The organism is Kribbella sp. VKM Ac-2569, assembly GCF_004216905.1.
GTDB lineage: Bacteria > Actinomycetota > Actinomycetes > Propionibacteriales > Kribbellaceae > Kribbella.
On record NZ_SGXJ01000001.1, the window covers coordinates 725,804 to 740,830 of the forward strand.

The 15,027-nt window shown below is 68.1% G+C and carries 14 protein-coding genes; 8 read left to right on the top strand and 6 right to left on the bottom strand.

What is annotated here, in order from left to right:
• Window positions 1-39 precede the first annotated feature (39 nt).
• The 3 genes from lipA to EV649_RS03300 all read left to right on the top strand — a co-directional run bounded on the left by lipA (window position 40) and on the right by EV649_RS03300 (window position 3,165).
• The gene (gene lipA, locus EV649_RS03290) at window positions 40-975 is read left to right on the top strand and encodes a lipoyl synthase (RefSeq protein ID WP_130380347.1); all 936 of its coding nucleotides are present in this window, start codon (window positions 40-42) and stop codon (window positions 973-975) included.
• A 26-nt stretch (window positions 976-1,001) separates the two neighbouring features.
• Window positions 1,002-1,697: a DUF4191 domain-containing protein gene (locus EV649_RS03295; RefSeq protein WP_130380349.1), complete on the top strand. Its 696-nt coding sequence runs from the start codon at window positions 1,002-1,004 to the stop codon at window positions 1,695-1,697.
• Window positions 1,698-1,869: 172 nt separating this feature from the next.
• On the top strand, window positions 1,870-3,165 hold the full coding sequence (locus tag EV649_RS03300; RefSeq protein ID WP_241998082.1) for a cyclopropane-fatty-acyl-phospholipid synthase family protein: 1,296 nt from the start codon (window positions 1,870-1,872) through the stop codon (window positions 3,163-3,165).
• Here EV649_RS03300 and EV649_RS03305 read toward each other — a convergent pair whose 3' ends face one another.
• Complete coding sequence (locus EV649_RS03305; RefSeq protein ID WP_130380353.1) at window positions 3,166-3,627, bottom strand: RDD family protein; 462 nt, start codon at window positions 3,625-3,627, stop codon at window positions 3,166-3,168. It abuts the gene before it with no gap.
• A gap of 190 nt (window positions 3,628-3,817) precedes the next feature.
• On the opposite strand from EV649_RS03305, the gene glnA reads away from it, so the two are divergent.
• Window positions 3,818-5,242 carry a type I glutamate--ammonia ligase gene (gene glnA, locus EV649_RS03310; RefSeq protein WP_130380355.1) on the top strand — a complete coding sequence of 475 codons (1,425 nt, stop codon included), beginning with the start codon at window positions 3,818-3,820 and terminating at the stop codon, window positions 5,240-5,242.
• An 88-nt stretch (window positions 5,243-5,330) separates the two neighbouring features.
• Here glnA and EV649_RS03315 read toward each other — a convergent pair whose 3' ends face one another.
• Both EV649_RS03315 and EV649_RS03320 read right to left on the bottom strand, forming a co-directional pair.
• Window positions 5,331-5,837, bottom strand: coding sequence for a peptidoglycan-binding domain-containing protein (locus EV649_RS03315; protein ID WP_130380357.1), 507 nt, complete (start codon window positions 5,835-5,837; stop codon window positions 5,331-5,333).
• Between the two features lie 86 nt (window positions 5,838-5,923).
• Window positions 5,924-6,799, bottom strand: a complete 876-nt coding sequence (locus tag EV649_RS03320) for an aldo/keto reductase (RefSeq protein ID WP_130380359.1) — start codon at window positions 6,797-6,799, stop codon at window positions 5,924-5,926.
• A gap of 85 nt (window positions 6,800-6,884) precedes the next feature.
• Here EV649_RS03320 and EV649_RS03325 point away from each other — a divergent pair, with 85 nt between their 5' ends.
• Window positions 6,885-7,454, top strand: a complete 570-nt coding sequence (locus EV649_RS03325) for a TetR/AcrR family transcriptional regulator (RefSeq protein ID WP_130380361.1) — start codon at window positions 6,885-6,887, stop codon at window positions 7,452-7,454.
• 567 nt (window positions 7,455-8,021) lie between these two features.
• Here the strand turns inward: EV649_RS03325 and EV649_RS03330 are convergent.
• Window positions 8,022-8,855: a helix-turn-helix transcriptional regulator gene (locus EV649_RS03330; RefSeq protein ID WP_198682281.1), complete on the bottom strand. Its 834-nt coding sequence runs from the start codon at window positions 8,853-8,855 to the stop codon at window positions 8,022-8,024.
• Between the two features lie 121 nt (window positions 8,856-8,976).
• Between EV649_RS03330 and EV649_RS03335 the strand changes: the two genes are divergently transcribed.
• Complete coding sequence (locus EV649_RS03335) at window positions 8,977-9,990, top strand: aldo/keto reductase (RefSeq protein WP_130380363.1); 1,014 nt, start codon at window positions 8,977-8,979, stop codon at window positions 9,988-9,990.
• A gap of 3 nt (window positions 9,991-9,993) precedes the next feature.
• On the opposite strand, the gene EV649_RS03340 is transcribed toward EV649_RS03335, so the two are convergent.
• Entirely contained in the window at window positions 9,994-11,865 is a 1,872-nt protein-coding gene (locus EV649_RS03340; protein ID WP_130380365.1) for a glycoside hydrolase family 76 protein, read from the bottom strand.
• Between the two features lie 160 nt (window positions 11,866-12,025).
• Here EV649_RS03340 and EV649_RS03345 point away from each other — a divergent pair, with 160 nt between their 5' ends.
• Both EV649_RS03345 and EV649_RS03350 read left to right on the top strand, forming a co-directional pair.
• The gene (locus tag EV649_RS03345) at window positions 12,026-13,075 is read left to right on the top strand and encodes an LLM class flavin-dependent oxidoreductase (RefSeq protein ID WP_130380367.1); all 1,050 of its coding nucleotides are present in this window, start codon (window positions 12,026-12,028) and stop codon (window positions 13,073-13,075) included.
• A 122-nt stretch (window positions 13,076-13,197) separates the two neighbouring features.
• Window positions 13,198-14,085, top strand: a complete 888-nt coding sequence (locus EV649_RS03350) for a peptidoglycan recognition family protein (RefSeq protein WP_130380369.1) — start codon at window positions 13,198-13,200, stop codon at window positions 14,083-14,085.
• A 13-nt stretch (window positions 14,086-14,098) separates the two neighbouring features.
• Here EV649_RS03350 and EV649_RS41935 read toward each other — a convergent pair whose 3' ends face one another.
• A complete protein-coding gene (locus EV649_RS41935) occupies window positions 14,099-14,953 on the bottom strand; it encodes a hypothetical protein (RefSeq protein WP_277875607.1) in 855 nt (284 codons plus the stop codon).
• Window positions 14,954-15,027: the final 74 nt, after the last annotated feature.

Genomic DNA, 15,027 nt, shown 5'->3' on the forward strand with positions numbered 1-15,027 from the left:
GTGGGACGGCCCTGATTCCTGGCGCGTACCCTTGGGGGCGTGACCATCGCCCCAGAAGGACGGAAACTGCTCAGGCTCGAGGTGCGCAACGCGGAGACCCCGATCGAGCGCAAACCCGAGTGGATCAAGACCCGCGCCAAGATGGGCCCGGAGTACCAGGCGCTGCAGAAGCTGGTGAAGTCCGAAGGACTGCACACGGTGTGCCAGGAAGCCGGCTGCCCGAACATCTTCGAGTGCTGGGAGGACCGCGAGGCGACCTTCCTGATCGGCGGGGACCAGTGCACCCGGCGCTGTGACTTCTGCCAGATCGACACCGGCAAACCGGAGGCGCTGGACCGCGACGAGCCGCGCCGCGTCGCCGAGTCGGTCCGCACCATGGGTCTGCGCTACGCGACCGTGACCGGCGTCGCCCGCGACGACCTGGACGACGGCGGCGCCTGGCTGTACGCCGAGACGATCCGCCAGATCCACGAGCTGAACCCGGGCACCGGCGTGGAGATGCTCGCGCCGGACTTCAACGCCGTACCCGAGCAGCTTGCCGAGGTGTTCTCGTCGCGGCCGGAGGTGTTCGCGCACAACGTCGAGACGGTGCCGCGGATCTTCCGCCGGATCCGGCCCGGCTTCCGGTACGAGCGCTCGCTGGACGTCATCACCCAGGCCCGCGACTACGGGCTGGTCACCAAGTCGAACCTGATCCTCGGCATGGGCGAGACCCGCGACGAGGTCAGCCAGGCGCTGAAGGACCTGCACGCGGCGGGCTGCGAGATCATCACGATCACGCAGTACCTGCGGCCCTCGGTGCGGCACCACCCGGTCGAGCGCTGGGTGAAGCCCGAGGAGTTCGTCGAGCTGGACGCCGAGGCGCAGGAGATCGGTTTCGCCGGAGTGATGTCCGGTCCGCTGGTACGGTCCTCGTACCGCGCCGGCCGGTTGTACCGACAGGCCGTTGAGTCACGTATGAACGCCGCCAACTAACACGGCATGAACCAGGACAGGTAGAGATGGCCAAGAACGACGCGCCCGAAGAGAAGACCAGCAGGCTCAAGCAGATCGTTTCGGCGTACAAGCTGACCCGGAAGTCCGAGCCGCTGGTCGGCCTGGTGCTCGCCGGGATCTTCCTCGGCGTCGTCGCGCTGGCCGTGCTCGGCGGATTCCTGGTGGGCCCGCTGCTGGTGTGGATCCCGCTCGGCGTCGCGCTCGGTTTCCTGGCCGCCACGATCGTCTTCGGCCGCAAGGTCGAGAAGGCGGCGTACAGCCAGATCGAGGGCCAGGCCGGCGCGGCCGCGTCCGCGCTGCAGACGCTGCGCCGCGGCTGGAGCGTCGACCCCGCGGTCGCGGTCACCAAGAACTCCGACATCGTCCACCGGGTGGTCGGCAAGCCGGGCATCATCCTGGTCGGCGAGGGGCAGCCGAGCCGGGTGAAGAACCTGCTCGCGGCCGAGGCGAAGAAGCACAACCGGGTCGCCGGCGGCGCGCCGGTGACCCAGATCGTCGCCGGCAAGGGCGAGGGCGAGATCGACATCCGCAAGCTGACCAAGTACGTGATGAAGCTGCCGGCCGTCCTGCAGCCGTCCGAGATCACCGACCTGCTGCAGCGGCTGAAGGCGCTGGACGCGGTCCGGCCGCAGGTGCCGATGCCGAAGGGCCCGGTGCCGACGAGTCTCAAGGGCGCCCGCCAGGCGATGCGCGGCCGCTGAAATAGCTGTTGGGGGTATCTCTGAGTGAGACACCGGTAACCCGGTGGCCGCTCAGGCAGTTGATCTGTCGTGACGTGGCACGTGTGTGCCTCCGTGTCGCGCTGTGGGGTGGCTGGTTGGCCTTAAGGTGCGACCAGGACGGATCGATACAGGGGTAGAGATGACGGATGTGATGCCGCGTGTGCAGCATCCTGTACACGCGCCGGAGACCGAAACCTGGCCGACGCTGGCCCGGCCACGGTCGAACCCGGTCCGTCGGTACGGCGCTGCGACCGCGATCCGGCTGATCGCCAAGGATCTCCCGGCCACGATCCACCTGGACCGCAACCGCTCGTTCGGCCTCGGCGGCCCCGCCATGCGGGTGCACCGTACGTCGGCGTTCCTGGACCGGCTCGGGCAGGATGCCGGGTCCGGGTTCGGCGAGGCGTACCTGGCCGGCGACTGGGACCCGGAGCCGGGCACCGACCTGGCCGACCTGCTGGTCCCGTTCGCCGAGCGGTTCAGCAACGACGAGACCCGGCACCTGCTGCCGAAGTGGGCGCAGTCGCTGCGCTGGCTGGTCACCCGGTCGCAGCCGGGCGAGCAGGAGAACGACCGAGCCGGCGCCCGGGAGAACATCAGCCGGCACTACGACCTGAGCAACTCGATGTTCGCCGAGTTCCTGGATCCGACGCTGACCTACTCCGCTGCCTATTTCGGAGACACTGCCTTCGGCGGCGACCCGACGGCCGATCTCGCGACGGCGTCGTACGACGAACTCTCCGCCGCCCAGCTGCGCAAGCTCGACTCGATTCTCGACGCGGCCGGGGTGCGGTCCGGGTCACGGGTGCTCGACATCGGCTGCGGCTGGGCGAGCCTCGCGATCCGCGCCGCGCAGCGTGGCGCCTGGGTGACGGCGATCACGATCGCCTCGCAGCAGGCGTTGCTGGCACAGCGCAAGATCGCCGAAGCGGGCGTCGGTGACCGGGTGCAGGTCGCGCTGCGCGACTACCGCGATCAGATCGGCGAGTTCGACGCCGTACTGAGTGTGGAGATGATCGAGGCGGTCGGCGAGAAGTACTGGCCGGTGTACTTCGACGCGATCGAGCGGCGGCTCGCGCCCGGCGGGGTCGGCGTCGTGCAGGCGATCGTGATGCCGCACGAGCGGATGCTCGCGACCCGGAACACGTTCACCTGGGTGCAGAAGTACATCTTCCCCGGTGGTCTGATCCCGTCGATCAAGGTGATCGAGGACGTCACCGCGCAGCACACCGGCCTGCGGGCGGAGGTGATCCGCCACCTCGGCGGGGACTACGCGCGGACGCTGCGGGTCTGGCGGAACCGGTTCATCGAGCACTGGCCGGAGATCGCGGCGCTCGGGTTCGACGACACGTTCGGGCGGATGTGGGAGTTCTACCTCGCGTACTCCGAGGCGGGCTTCCGGACCGGGTACCTGGACGACGTACAGCTGCTCCTGACGAAGCGCTGACTAACGCAGTACGACGACCGTCCTGGCGGCCAGATCGTGCAGCCCGCGCCGGTCGCGGTCGAAGATCACCGCGGGGATCAGCAGGCTGACCAGCAGCGCGCGGAGGATGCCCGCCAGCACACCGGGCGGCGCGGTGTACGTCTTCCGGTCGCGGACCGGAACCACCCGCAGATCGCAGATCCGGTGGCCGATGGTGCCGCCGGCCAGGCCGGTCAGGATCCCGGTCGTCACGGCGAAGATGGCCGAGTGCATCACGCCGAAGTCACTGCCGCCCGCCCACATCGGCCGGCCCATCACCACGGACGCGATCAGGCCCGCGATCAGCCAGTCGATCAGCAGCGCCACTACGCGGCGTCCCCAGGTCGCCACCGAGCCCGGTCCGTCCTCGGGAAGGCCCAGCCGATTGCCCGGGTAACGGAATTCTTCGGTGGGTCCGGTTGCGGCCGCCGCGGATGATGCCATGATGTCTAGCCTACGGACACACCCGGGGTCGGTTCCACGCGGACCGCGAGATCTCAGGGCGTGACCGCCGTACACCAGTGGGTCAGCGCGGACACGCTGGGCGTAACATCCGCGAAACATCAGGGTCACGACGGAGAAACCGGCGGGCCCTACGTTCAGATGCAATCTCTGAGCCACCCTAGGAGTACGTATGTTTTCCAGCGCTGAGGAGCTGCTCGCCTACGTCAAGGACGAGGGCGTCGAGATCGTCGATGTCCGGTTCTGTGACCTGCCAGGCATCATGCAGCACTTCACCGTCCCGGTGTCGTCGTTCGGGCCCGAGGTCTTCGAGGACGGCCTCGCGTTCGACGGTTCGTCGGTCCGCGGCTTCCAGCAGATCCACGAGTCCGACATGAAGCTGCTGCCGGACCCGACCAGCGCGTACGTCGACGAGTTCCGCAGCGCCAAGACGCTGGTGGTCAACTTCTTCGTGCACGACCCGCTGACCGGCGAGGCGTACTCGCGTGACCCGCGCAACATCGCCCGCAAGGCTCAGGAGTACCTGAAGTCGACCGGTATCGCGGACACCGCGTTCTTCGCTCCCGAGGCCGAGTTCTACGTCTTCGACGACGTCCGGTTCGAGACCAAGGCGAACTCCTCGCACTACTCGATCGACTCGATCGCCGGCGCCTGGAACACCGGCCGGGTCGAGGACGGCGGCAACCGCGGCTACAAGGTCCGCTACAAGGGTGGCTACTTCCCGGTCGCGCCGACCGACCACTTCGGCGAGCTGCGCGACGACATCACGCTGGCGCTGGAGCGGTCCGGCCTGATCGTCGAGCGCGCCCACCACGAGGTCGGTACGGCGGGTCAGGCCGAGATCAACTTCCGCTTCGACGAGCTGCTCAAGGCCGCCGACGACGTGATGAAGTTCAAGTACATCGTCAAGAACACCGCGTGGAAGGCCGGCAAGACCGCGACCTTCATGCCGAAGCCGATCTTCGGTGACAACGGCTCCGGCATGCACTGCCACCAGTCGCTGTGGAGCAACGGCGACCCGCTGTTCTACGACGAGTCCGGGTACGGCGGCCTGTCCGACACCGCCCGCTGGTACATCGGCGGCCTGCTCAAGCACGCCCCGTCGCTGCTGGCCTTCACGAACCCGACCGTGAACTCGTACCACCGCCTGGTGCCGGGCTTCGAGGCGCCGGTCAACCTGGTCTACTCGTCCCGGAACCGCTCGGCCTGCATCCGGATCCCGATCACCGGCTCGAACCCGAAGGCGAAGCGGATCGAGTTCCGCTGCCCCGACCCGTCGGCGAACCCCTACCTGGCGTTCGCGGCGCAGCTGCTGGCCGGCCTGGACGGTATCCGCAACAAGATCGAGCCGGCCGACCCGGTCGACAAGGACCTCTACGAGCTGCCGCCGGAGGAGCACGCGGGCATCGCGCAGGTCCCGACCTCGCTGCCGGCCGTGATCGACGCCCTCGAGGCCGACCACGCCTTCCTGCTCGAGGGCGACGTCTTCACCGAGGACCTGATCGAGACCTGGATCGACCTCAAGCGCGACAACGAAATCGCCCCGATCCAGCTCCGCCCGCACCCGCACGAGTTCGAGCTCTACTACGACGTCTGAGCCGCTTAGCCGGCCGAAACGGCGGCAGACCTGGGAATCTCTCCCGGTCTGCCGCCGTTTCTCGTTGGGATGTGTAGGTGCTAGATCCCTACCACCAGGTGACCGGCAGCTTCAGGTACATGCAATAGTTCCCACTGCCGTTGTTGGCGCGGGCCTTCATCTTTTTGCGGGTCTCCGGGCCGTACCATCCATCAGCGGTCACTCCGACGTACGACTGCACGGTCTTCAGCGCCTTCTCGGTGGCGGAACCGAACTGCCCGTCCGTAGCGAGGTTGGTGCTGAACTTCTTGACGCCGCCACTTGCGGGGTGCGGCCCGTAGCACTCGTTGAGAGTCATCTGGAGCTGTCGGACACCGTCGCCGCTCGTGCCCTTGTAGAGGTTGCAGTTCAGGCTCCTGCTGCTCGTGGTCCCCGTCCCGTAGATCGGCACGATGCTCGCGCTGGGGTCGAGGTTGACGTTCCTGACGTACGCCCAGCTGTTGCAGGTGGTGACCGCCTCGGCGGGACCTGTGGCCAGGATGGATCCGGCCACGCCGACGGCCGCGACCGCGCTGATCATCAGGATGTTCCGTGGAGCTTTCTTCAACGTACGCATCGAGAGAGTCCTCTGTGAGACGACAGGCAACACCGCGAACGTATTCGCAGCGCCTTTCCACTCCCTTTCTGTTCGCTTTCCAGCGGTCAGACCGCGATCGCGTCGAGCTTCGCGAGCGCCTCGGGGTCGAGGTGGGTGGCGGCGGCGCGAAGATTGTCTTCCAGGTGGGCGACGCTGCGGGTTCCTGGGATGAGGGCGGTGTGTTCGTCGTGGGCGAGGATCCAGGCGAGGCAGACCGCGGCGGGGCTTGCGCCGAGTCGTGCGGCGGTTTCCTGTACGGCGGGGTGCTCGGTTGGGGATGGGATCTGGTCGAAGGCCGAGCCCAGGGGGAAGTACGGGATCCAGGCGATGCCGTTGGCTGCGCAGAGTTGGAGTTGGGGTTCGGACGAGCGGTCCAGGAGGCTGTAGGCGTTCTGGACGCAGACGATCCCGGCGGGCAGCGCCTGCTCGAGCTGGTCGGTGCTGATGTTGCTGAGGCCGATCGCGCCGATCAGCCCTTCGTTGCGCAGAGCAATCAACTCGGCGAGCTGGTCGTCGAGCGGGACGATGTCGTCGCCTTCGGCAATGAGCCCCGGCCCCTGATCCGCCCGGCGGAGGTTGACCACGGGTACCTGCTCCAGACCGAGCGACGTGAGGTCGAGATGGACCTGCTCCCGCAGCTGCTCCGGCCGCTGCGCCAGGGCCAACGGCACCGGCGCGTCCACCCGGCGTGCGCCGACCTTGCTCACGATCACGAGGTCGTCCGGGTACGGGTGCAAGGCGGCCCGGATGTGCCCGTTCACCGTGGTGTGCCCGTAGAACGACGCGGTGTCGAGGTGATTGATGCCGAGCTCCACAGCGCGGTGCAGGACCGCACCGGCCGCGGCGGTGTCGACGTGTTCCAGTTGCATCGCGCCGTACCCGATCCGCGCGATCTCGTGCTGCCCGAGCTTGACTGTTCCGCCCGGTCGTTCGGATGTCATCAGCTATGTCCTCAGGTAGAGTCAGTGGAAGTGGAGATTTCTCCACTTCTTTCGACGATAGCACTAACTGGAGGTTTCTCCACTTATGCGGGCGGACGCTGAGCGGAAGCGTGAGCAGGTGGTGGCGGCGGCCGGGGACGAGCTCGCCGATCTCGCCGTGGCCGCGCGCAACGGCGAGCCGGTGCGCCTGTCCCTCGACCGGGTGGCGGCTCGGGCGCGCGTCGGCGTGGCCACGCTGTACCGGCACTTTCCGACCCGCGAAGCGCTCCTCGAGGCGGTCTATCGGCAGGAGCTCACCCGGCTGTGCGACGCCGCGCCCGAGCTCGCCGCCGGCGCGCCCGCCGACGAGGCCCTGCTCACCTGGATGCACCGCTATCTCGACTTCGTCGACTCCAAACGGGCCATGGGCCTCGATCTGCGCAACATGGTCGCATCCGGCGCCGTGACGCAGACCGACACCCGCGCCCGGCTCTCCGAAGCCGTCGGACACTTCCTGGATGCGGGTACGGCGTCCGGCGTCTTCCGGTCCGACGTACCTCCGGACGATGTCGTCGCGGCGATGGCCGGCGCGGTGATCGCCGCCGCTCCAGACCAGCAACGCGAGCAGACACAGCGCCTCCTCGCCCTCCTGATCGAGGGCCTCCGCACCCGCTAGTGCCTCGCCAAGGAACATTCGGGTCATAACGCTTCCGGACGAGGCACGGCGCCGTGACCGCTGACCACTCAGCGACGAACGCCACCACTCGGGCGGGACATCCTCACCCGACCGACACACTCATCACCAAACCAGTTTGGGGAGCGTCCGCGCACAGACCGGGGAGTCCTACCTCCCGATCCGGGCAGGCAGGACTCCCCAAACCAGTTTGGGGCTCACAAGCACGTCACGCCTCCGCACGGGCGTACGACGCGGACCGGCCGAGCTGACGGATAGGCGACCCGACCGATTCTTGAACGATCGCGCTCAGTGCCCCAGCATCGAACCCGAGTCTGTGTACCGCGCCCGCCGACAAGTACGCCTGACCGCGCTCGAACGACCGAGGGTCAGCCAGTCGCCGTACCATTCGCGAAAGACTGTCCGTGCGGTGATTCACTCGTGCAGCCTACGGCCGCGCAACGCTCCGAGTCGTGGCGAATGGCTCCCGTGCCGAACCTTGAGTCGTGGATCGGGATTGTCCCAAGCGGCGTGTCGTCAGCCGATTTCCACGACCGGACGGGCGGTGCGTCACGCGAAGGACTGGGTGCCGATGACGCGGAGGAGGTCGAGTTTTTCGCGGGCGTCGGTGCCTTCGATCGGGAGGAAGGCCCGGACCCGTACGTCGGCCGCGGGCGTCAGGAGGGTTTCGCAGGTGAGGTCGAGCTCGCCGACCTCCGGGTTCAGGAACCGCTTGCGCGGCAGGCGGCGTACGGCGACCTCGTGGAGATCCCACAACGCGCGGAACTCCTCGCTGTGCGCGACGAGGTCCTCGACCAGTTCGGTGATGTCGCGGTCGCCCATCCGGCGGGAGTACGTCGCGCGCAGGTCGGCGACGTGGGAGGCCGAGTGGACGTCCCAGTCCTCCTCGGGGAAGATCCGCCGGATCGCCGGATCGGTGAACCAGAGCCAGGTCAGGTTCCGGGCGCGACCCTCGCCGACGAGCGGGCCGATGACGACGTCGGCCAAGGCGTTCTGCCAGAGCACCTCGTCCAGGTCGGTGCAGATGACGACCGGGAGGTCGGTGAGACGACTGACGAGTGCGAGCAGGCCGGGGTTGATATGCGTCCCGGCCCGGCGCAGCGGAGGGTTGAGGCCGGCCAGGTGGTACAGGTGATCGCGCTCGTCCAAGTCGCAGCGCAGCGCGCGGGCGAGGCTGGCGACGATCGGCTCCGACGGGTTCGCGCCGCGGGACTGCTCCAGCCGCGAGTAGTAGTCCGTCGACATGCCGGCCAGCTGCGCGACCTCTTCCCGGCGCAGTCCCGGCGTACGGCGGCGTGCGCCCTCCGGAAGGCCGACGTCCGCCGGCCGGAGCAACTCGCGGCGACGGCGGAGGAAGTCGGCCAGGCCATCACGATCGATCACACGTTCCATCATGCGTGACGTACGGCGCGCTATCCAGGGACAACCTGTCCGTGGATGAAGTGGACCTTCTCCACGGCCGACGGTCGCTCCAAGGTGGAGACAACCCCAAGGAGGAAACACCATGCACTACCGCACGCTCGGCCGGACCGGTATCAAGGTCAGCCCGTACGCCCTCGGCGCGATGATGTTCGGTGCCGTCGGCAACGACGACCGCGAGGAGTCGATCCGGATCATCCACAAGGCGCTCGATGCCGGGATCAACTTCGTCGACACCGCGGACGTCTACTCGCACGGCGGCTCCGAGGAGATCGTCGGCGAGGCACTGAAGGGCCGTCGGGAACACATCGTGCTGGCCACCAAGTCGAACCGGCCGATGGGCGACGATCCGAACCAGCGCGGCAACTCCCGGCGCTGGATCATGACCGCGGTCGAGGACTCGCTGCGCCGGTTGCAGACCGACTACATCGACCTCTTCCAGATGCACCGCCCGGATCCGGAGACCGACATCGAGGAGACGCTGTCGGCGCTGACCGACCTGATCCGCAGCGGGAAGGTCCGCGCGATCGGTACGTCGACGATGCCGGCGAGCGACCTCGTCGAGGCGCACTGGGTCGCGGAACGGCGTGGCCTGGAGCGGTTCCACACCGAGCAACCGCCGTACTCCATCCTCAACCGCGGGATCGAGCGCGAGGTGCTTCCCGTCGTGCAGAAGTACGGGATGGGCGCACTCGTCTGGAGCCCGCTCGCCCAGGGTCAGCTGACGGGACGGGCGCCGGCGGACCTTCGGCGTACGGCGATGTTCCGCCACATGTCCGACGAGCGGCGGCTCGAGGTCGTCGAGCAGGTGATCCCGGTCGCCGACGCGGCCGGGCTGAAGCTGACCCATCTGGCGATGGCATTCGCGATCGCGCACCCGGCGGTCACATCGGCGATCATCGGCCCGCGCACGATGGAGCACCTGGACGACGCGCTGACCGGCGTCGACGTCGTGCTCGGTGACGACGTTCTCGATCAGATCGACAAGATCGTCCCACCGGGCACCGACGTCGGCCGCCTGGACATGGACTACGACACACCGGCCATCCTCGATGCCGGCCTGCGCCGCCGCCCGGTGGACGATCGCTCAGCTGCTTAGGGCCTAGTTGTACGTAGCAGTCACGTGGTAGACGCGGCCGCCCCAGCCGTCGTCCGGGAACGAGTCGGAGATCCGGACGTAGCCGGCCTTGTCGGCACCTAGGTACTGCGTGAGGTCGAAGGTCCGGACCGCCTTGTTCTCGCCGTCGTGGTACGGGGTCGTCTCGGTCGCGACCGTGGTCCAGTTCTGCCCGTCGCCGCTGATCTGGACGACAAACTGATTGTCGATTGTCAACGATACGGATGCCGACGTGGTGTCGGACGGGAACGGGAAGCGGTAGACGAAGTACGAGTGCCCGTCGGCGAACCGGTTCTGTACGCCGTTGCTCTGCGACCCGTCCGCATCCCACAGCCACGGCGTTTCAGCCGCCGTACCGGTGTCGAAGTCGGCCGTGTGCGCAATGAGGATGTCGGACCGGGTCGTGAACGACAGTTGCGATCCGGACGTCGCCGATACGGTCACCGAATGCAGACCGTCCGGCGTACCCGCGGGAATCGTCACGTCGAGGTCGACGGACGTCTGCACCGGTACGGCGTTCCCGCGGGTCTGGAGCGACACGGTCGTCTTGCTCGGCGTGACCGTCCAGCCGGACGGAGCGGTTGCTTGGACGACGGCCTGAATCCGGTCACCCACCGGACCGGTCGCCTGTACGTCGACCTTCACCTTCACGTGGGTGGCACTGCCAGTCGCGGGCATCACGACGGGCAGAGCAGGATCGGTTGTCGCGGACAACGATCGCACCGGCGGCGTCAGCGGTACGGCGGCGATCAGAGCGCTCAAGGCGCTGGCCTGAGTACGCCAGTCGAAGACGTTCGGGGTCGCGCCGGACCACCGCACGCCGAGCCTGTCGGCCGCGTCGTGGTTGTTGTCCCAGATCGTTGCGGCCTGCTGCGCGACGAAGTCGGTGTAGCGACGGTCGCGCGTGGTGTCGGCGAGATCGGTCCAGTAGCGCATGAAGATGCCCTTGAACTGCTTGCCGTTGTCGTCACACGTGCGGCCCGGCGCATCGCAGGCCTCCGTCAGGACGCCGTCGGTGACGAGGCCGCCCGGAGCGATCGCGGCGTCCGCCAGCCGCCGTACCGTGGTCAGCAGTTTCGGGTCGCGGGTCGCGCGCCACAGCTCGAGGCCGGCGCCGATCGCGAGGCCCTGGTTGTAGCTCCAGACCGTGTCGCCGTTGCTCTCGCAGTTGCTCTTCAGGCCGTCGTTGACGAGGCCGGCGGAGTTGATCATGCCGCTGCCGGTGAACCAGTTCCAGCCTTCCTGCGCACGGCCGAGCCAGCGAGTGTCGCGCGGCAGGCGGTTGTGCAGTTCGGCGGTCAGGCGGATCCAGAGTCCGTTGGTGACGGCGTTCTTGTAGGTGCGTTCGCCGTCCCACCACACTCCCCCGCCGCACGAGCTCGGGTCCCAGTAGCCCTCGACGTACTCCGCGATCGTGATCGCCATGTCGAGGTACTTGCGGTTCTTGGTCAGGTCGTACGCCTGGATCCAGGTCAGGCCCCACCACTCGGAGTCGTCGATGGCGCGGCTGGTGAAGTTGCCGAGCAGCGGGTCGCCGGACAGGTACCCGGCCGGGAACACGCCCTTGTCCTTCTCGAACGTGTTGTCCAGCTGCCCCAGGTAGCGCCGGTCGCCGGTGCGCTGCATGTAGTCGCCGATGGTCTGCAACGCGACCGCGGAGTTCCACCAGCTCGACGGGAACCAGGCCTTGTTCGGCTCGTACGAGCCCATCAGTACGTCGGCCGCGACACGGGCCCGCGCGGTCGCGGTCGCACCGTCGGACCCACCGGCGGCACCGGCGGGTTGTGGCACGAGGGCCGCGGCGAGCAGGATCGCCCCGGCCGTCAGAACCTTCAGAATCTGCACACGACGATTCACACGATCTCCTCGAGATGCTTCATGGCGGCTCGGCTCACCGAGGTTGGAAACGTTTCGAGAACGTATCGTCGTCGCCCCCGACAACGATGTCAATGCCTCGGACGACCAGCCCGCGAGACACCTCAAAGTCGACTAATCGAGTGCATTTAATGTTCTTCTCATGACTTTTCTCTGGTACATCCCGAACCAGGTCGATCCCGGTCACCGGGGGGACGACGCCGTCCAGGGACACAACAGCATCGAGCGGCTGACCGAGCTGGCCCGGCTCACCGAGGACCACGGGTGGTCCGGCGCGCTGCTCGGCACCGGGTGGGGCCGGCCCGACACGTTCACGGTCGCGACCGCACTGGCCGCGCGGACCACGACGTTCCAGCCGCTGGCCGCGATCCGGCCCGGATACTGGCATCCCGCCCACTTCGCGTCCGCGGCGAGCACGCTCGACCAACTGACCGGCGGGCGGCTGCTGGTCAACATCGTCTCCGGCCAGGACAACCTCGCGGCGTACGGCGACAGCGAGGGCGACCAGCCGCAGCGGTACGCCCGCACGAAGGAATTCCTCCAACTGGTACGGCGCTTGTGGACCGAGGAGAACGTGACGTTCGCCGGCGAGTACTTCTCCGTCACCGGCTCCACGGTCGCGACACGTCCCGTCGTACGGGAAGGCCGTCCGCATCCGCGGTTGTACTTCGGTGGCGCGTCGGATGCCGCGCAACAGGTCGCCGCGACGGATGCCGACGTACAACTCTTCTGGGGTGAGCCGCTCGACGGGGTCGCCGCACGGATCGCTCGGCTGCGCGAGCTGGAGAACGAACTAGGTCGCGAGCATCCGCCGCTGGAATTCGGGCTGCGGATCACCACGCTCGTCCGCGACACCACCGAGGAGGCCTGGGCGGACGCCGAGGCGAAGGTCGCGAAGATGGCGGAAACGCACGGCTCGCGCGACGCCCGCTGGTTCAAGGCAGTCGGCCAGCAACGCCTCCTCGACCTGGCCGAACGCGGCGAGGTCCTCGACGACAACCTCTATACCGCCCCGGGTAAGTACGGCGGTGGCGGTGCCGGCACCACCTGGCTGGTCGGCTCCCCCGACGACGTCGCCAAGTCCCTCAACAAGTACCGCGACCTCGGCATCACCCACTTCATCCTCTCCGACACGCCGTACCGCGAAGAAATCATCCGCATCGGCGACCAACTACTCCCCCTGCTTTCCTGAGGTCGAACCCCAAGGCTGATTGGATGTGATCATCGCTTGACGAGCGCATGCCGAGTGTGATCGGTTGATTACCGAGCGCCAACGGTGGGTATGTGGCGCTGTGAGGCATGTGAGGAGCACTGATGGTCGAATATCTGCCCCGGTCCGCGTGGAACGCGCGCCCGCCGAACGGTGGACCGGGCAACCTGACCGTGTCGCGGGTCGAAGGCGCTGTCATCCACTGGCCGGGCACCGGATCGACGAGTGTCATCCACTCCCAGGCGGCCGTCGCGTCCGCGTTGCGTGGCTGGCAGGACTACCACATGGACACCCGCGGCTGGTCCGACATCGCGTACCAGATCGCGGTCGACCAGGCCGGCCGCGCCTGGACGTTGCGCGGCCTGCGGACCCAGTCCGGCGCCAACGGCGGCACCGACGTGAACGAACGGTACGGCGCGATTCTGCTGATCCTGGTCACCGGGGAGCAGCCGTCGGCCGCGATGAAGGCGACCACCCGCGGAGTGATCGCCGACTTCCGCAGAATCTATCCCCGCGGTACGGCGATCCGGCCGCACTCCGCGGTCCGCCCGGAGCCTACCGACTGCCCCGGCGACCCCGCCCGCGCCGCGATCGCCCGCGGCGAATTCACCCCCGGCCACTCGGAGGACGACATGACCCCGGCCCAGATGCAGGAACTGAAGAACTTCATCGAGGCCCGGACGCAGGCCTACGCGCTCTGGACCCACCGGCAGTTGCGCAAGGACCTGTCCGCGGTGGTGAAGGCGTACGCGCTCGACATCAAGAACTACGAGCGCCAGACCGACGCCGCCGACGCCGCCCGCGCCGCTGCGGCGGTCTGGGCCACCGCCCCGCCGAGCCTGCAGGCCGACGGCGCCGCTGCCGCGGAGGCGCCGGCCGCCCCGGACCCGAACACCGATCCGGACCTCAGCCTCCCGGACCTCGACCCGTTCCCGGACGCGCCGGCCGCCGAGGAGCAACCGGCCTCCAACGGCGACGAGCCGACCGCCTGATCCTGACGCTCCCTCAACGCCCTGCGGCCTTCAGAACCCGCAGGGCGTTGAGCGTGATCATCTCGTTCGGTCCACTGCGCCCCCAGTCGACGACTTCCGGCGTACGGTTGCCGCCGAGCGGACCCCACCACGGCGTGCCCGCGTTCCACCGTCCGTCCGGGCGACGCCGGCGCTCCAACTCGTCCAGTGCGTCAGTGGCGCGCTCGTCCTTCCCCAGCCCGAGCCGTGACAACACGAGCAGGGCCTGCAGGATGTCGTAATGCCAGTACGGCGGATAGCTCGGGCGCAACCACCGCGGGTTGATGACCTCACCGGTCGCGAGGCTGCGGAACAGCCGGTGTTCCAGAAACAGCTCCCCTGCCCGAAGCGCGGCGTCTCGGGCCGCTGCCTCGCCCGTGGCTCGGTAGTACTCGTGGAGTCCCCAAGCAGCAGCATGCGTCTCGTGGAACGACGATCGCCGGCCAGACGCGCTCCGGTCGCAGTTCCAGCCGCCGTCCGGCCACTGCCACTCGATCAACCCTTCGGCCAACCGCTGCACCCGTGGATCGGCAGCCATACCGAACCGGCTGCAGGCGCCGAGTGTGTTGCCCTCGATGGACCCGCACCTGCGCACCAGCCCGTCGATGACAGCCACGCCGTACTTCAGAGAGCGCATGATCTCGGCCAGGTCGTACTCGGCCGCCGCCACCGCCCGCGGTTCCTGCGCCGGTACCTCCAGTTCCGCCAGCGAAACGATCCGCCAGTGGGCGCCGGTCCACTTCTTGTACGCCCGCCGGTCCGCGCAGGCGTCGGTCAGCAATCGACTCACGATCGCCCCGCTCAGTACGTCCTCCGCGTGTTCCTCCCCCAGCAGGTCCCGTCGGGCCATCCCCCGAACCGCCGGCTCCCTTGACTCCAGTAGCCACGCCACCGCATCCATCCCCCCATTCTGGCCCCCCATTC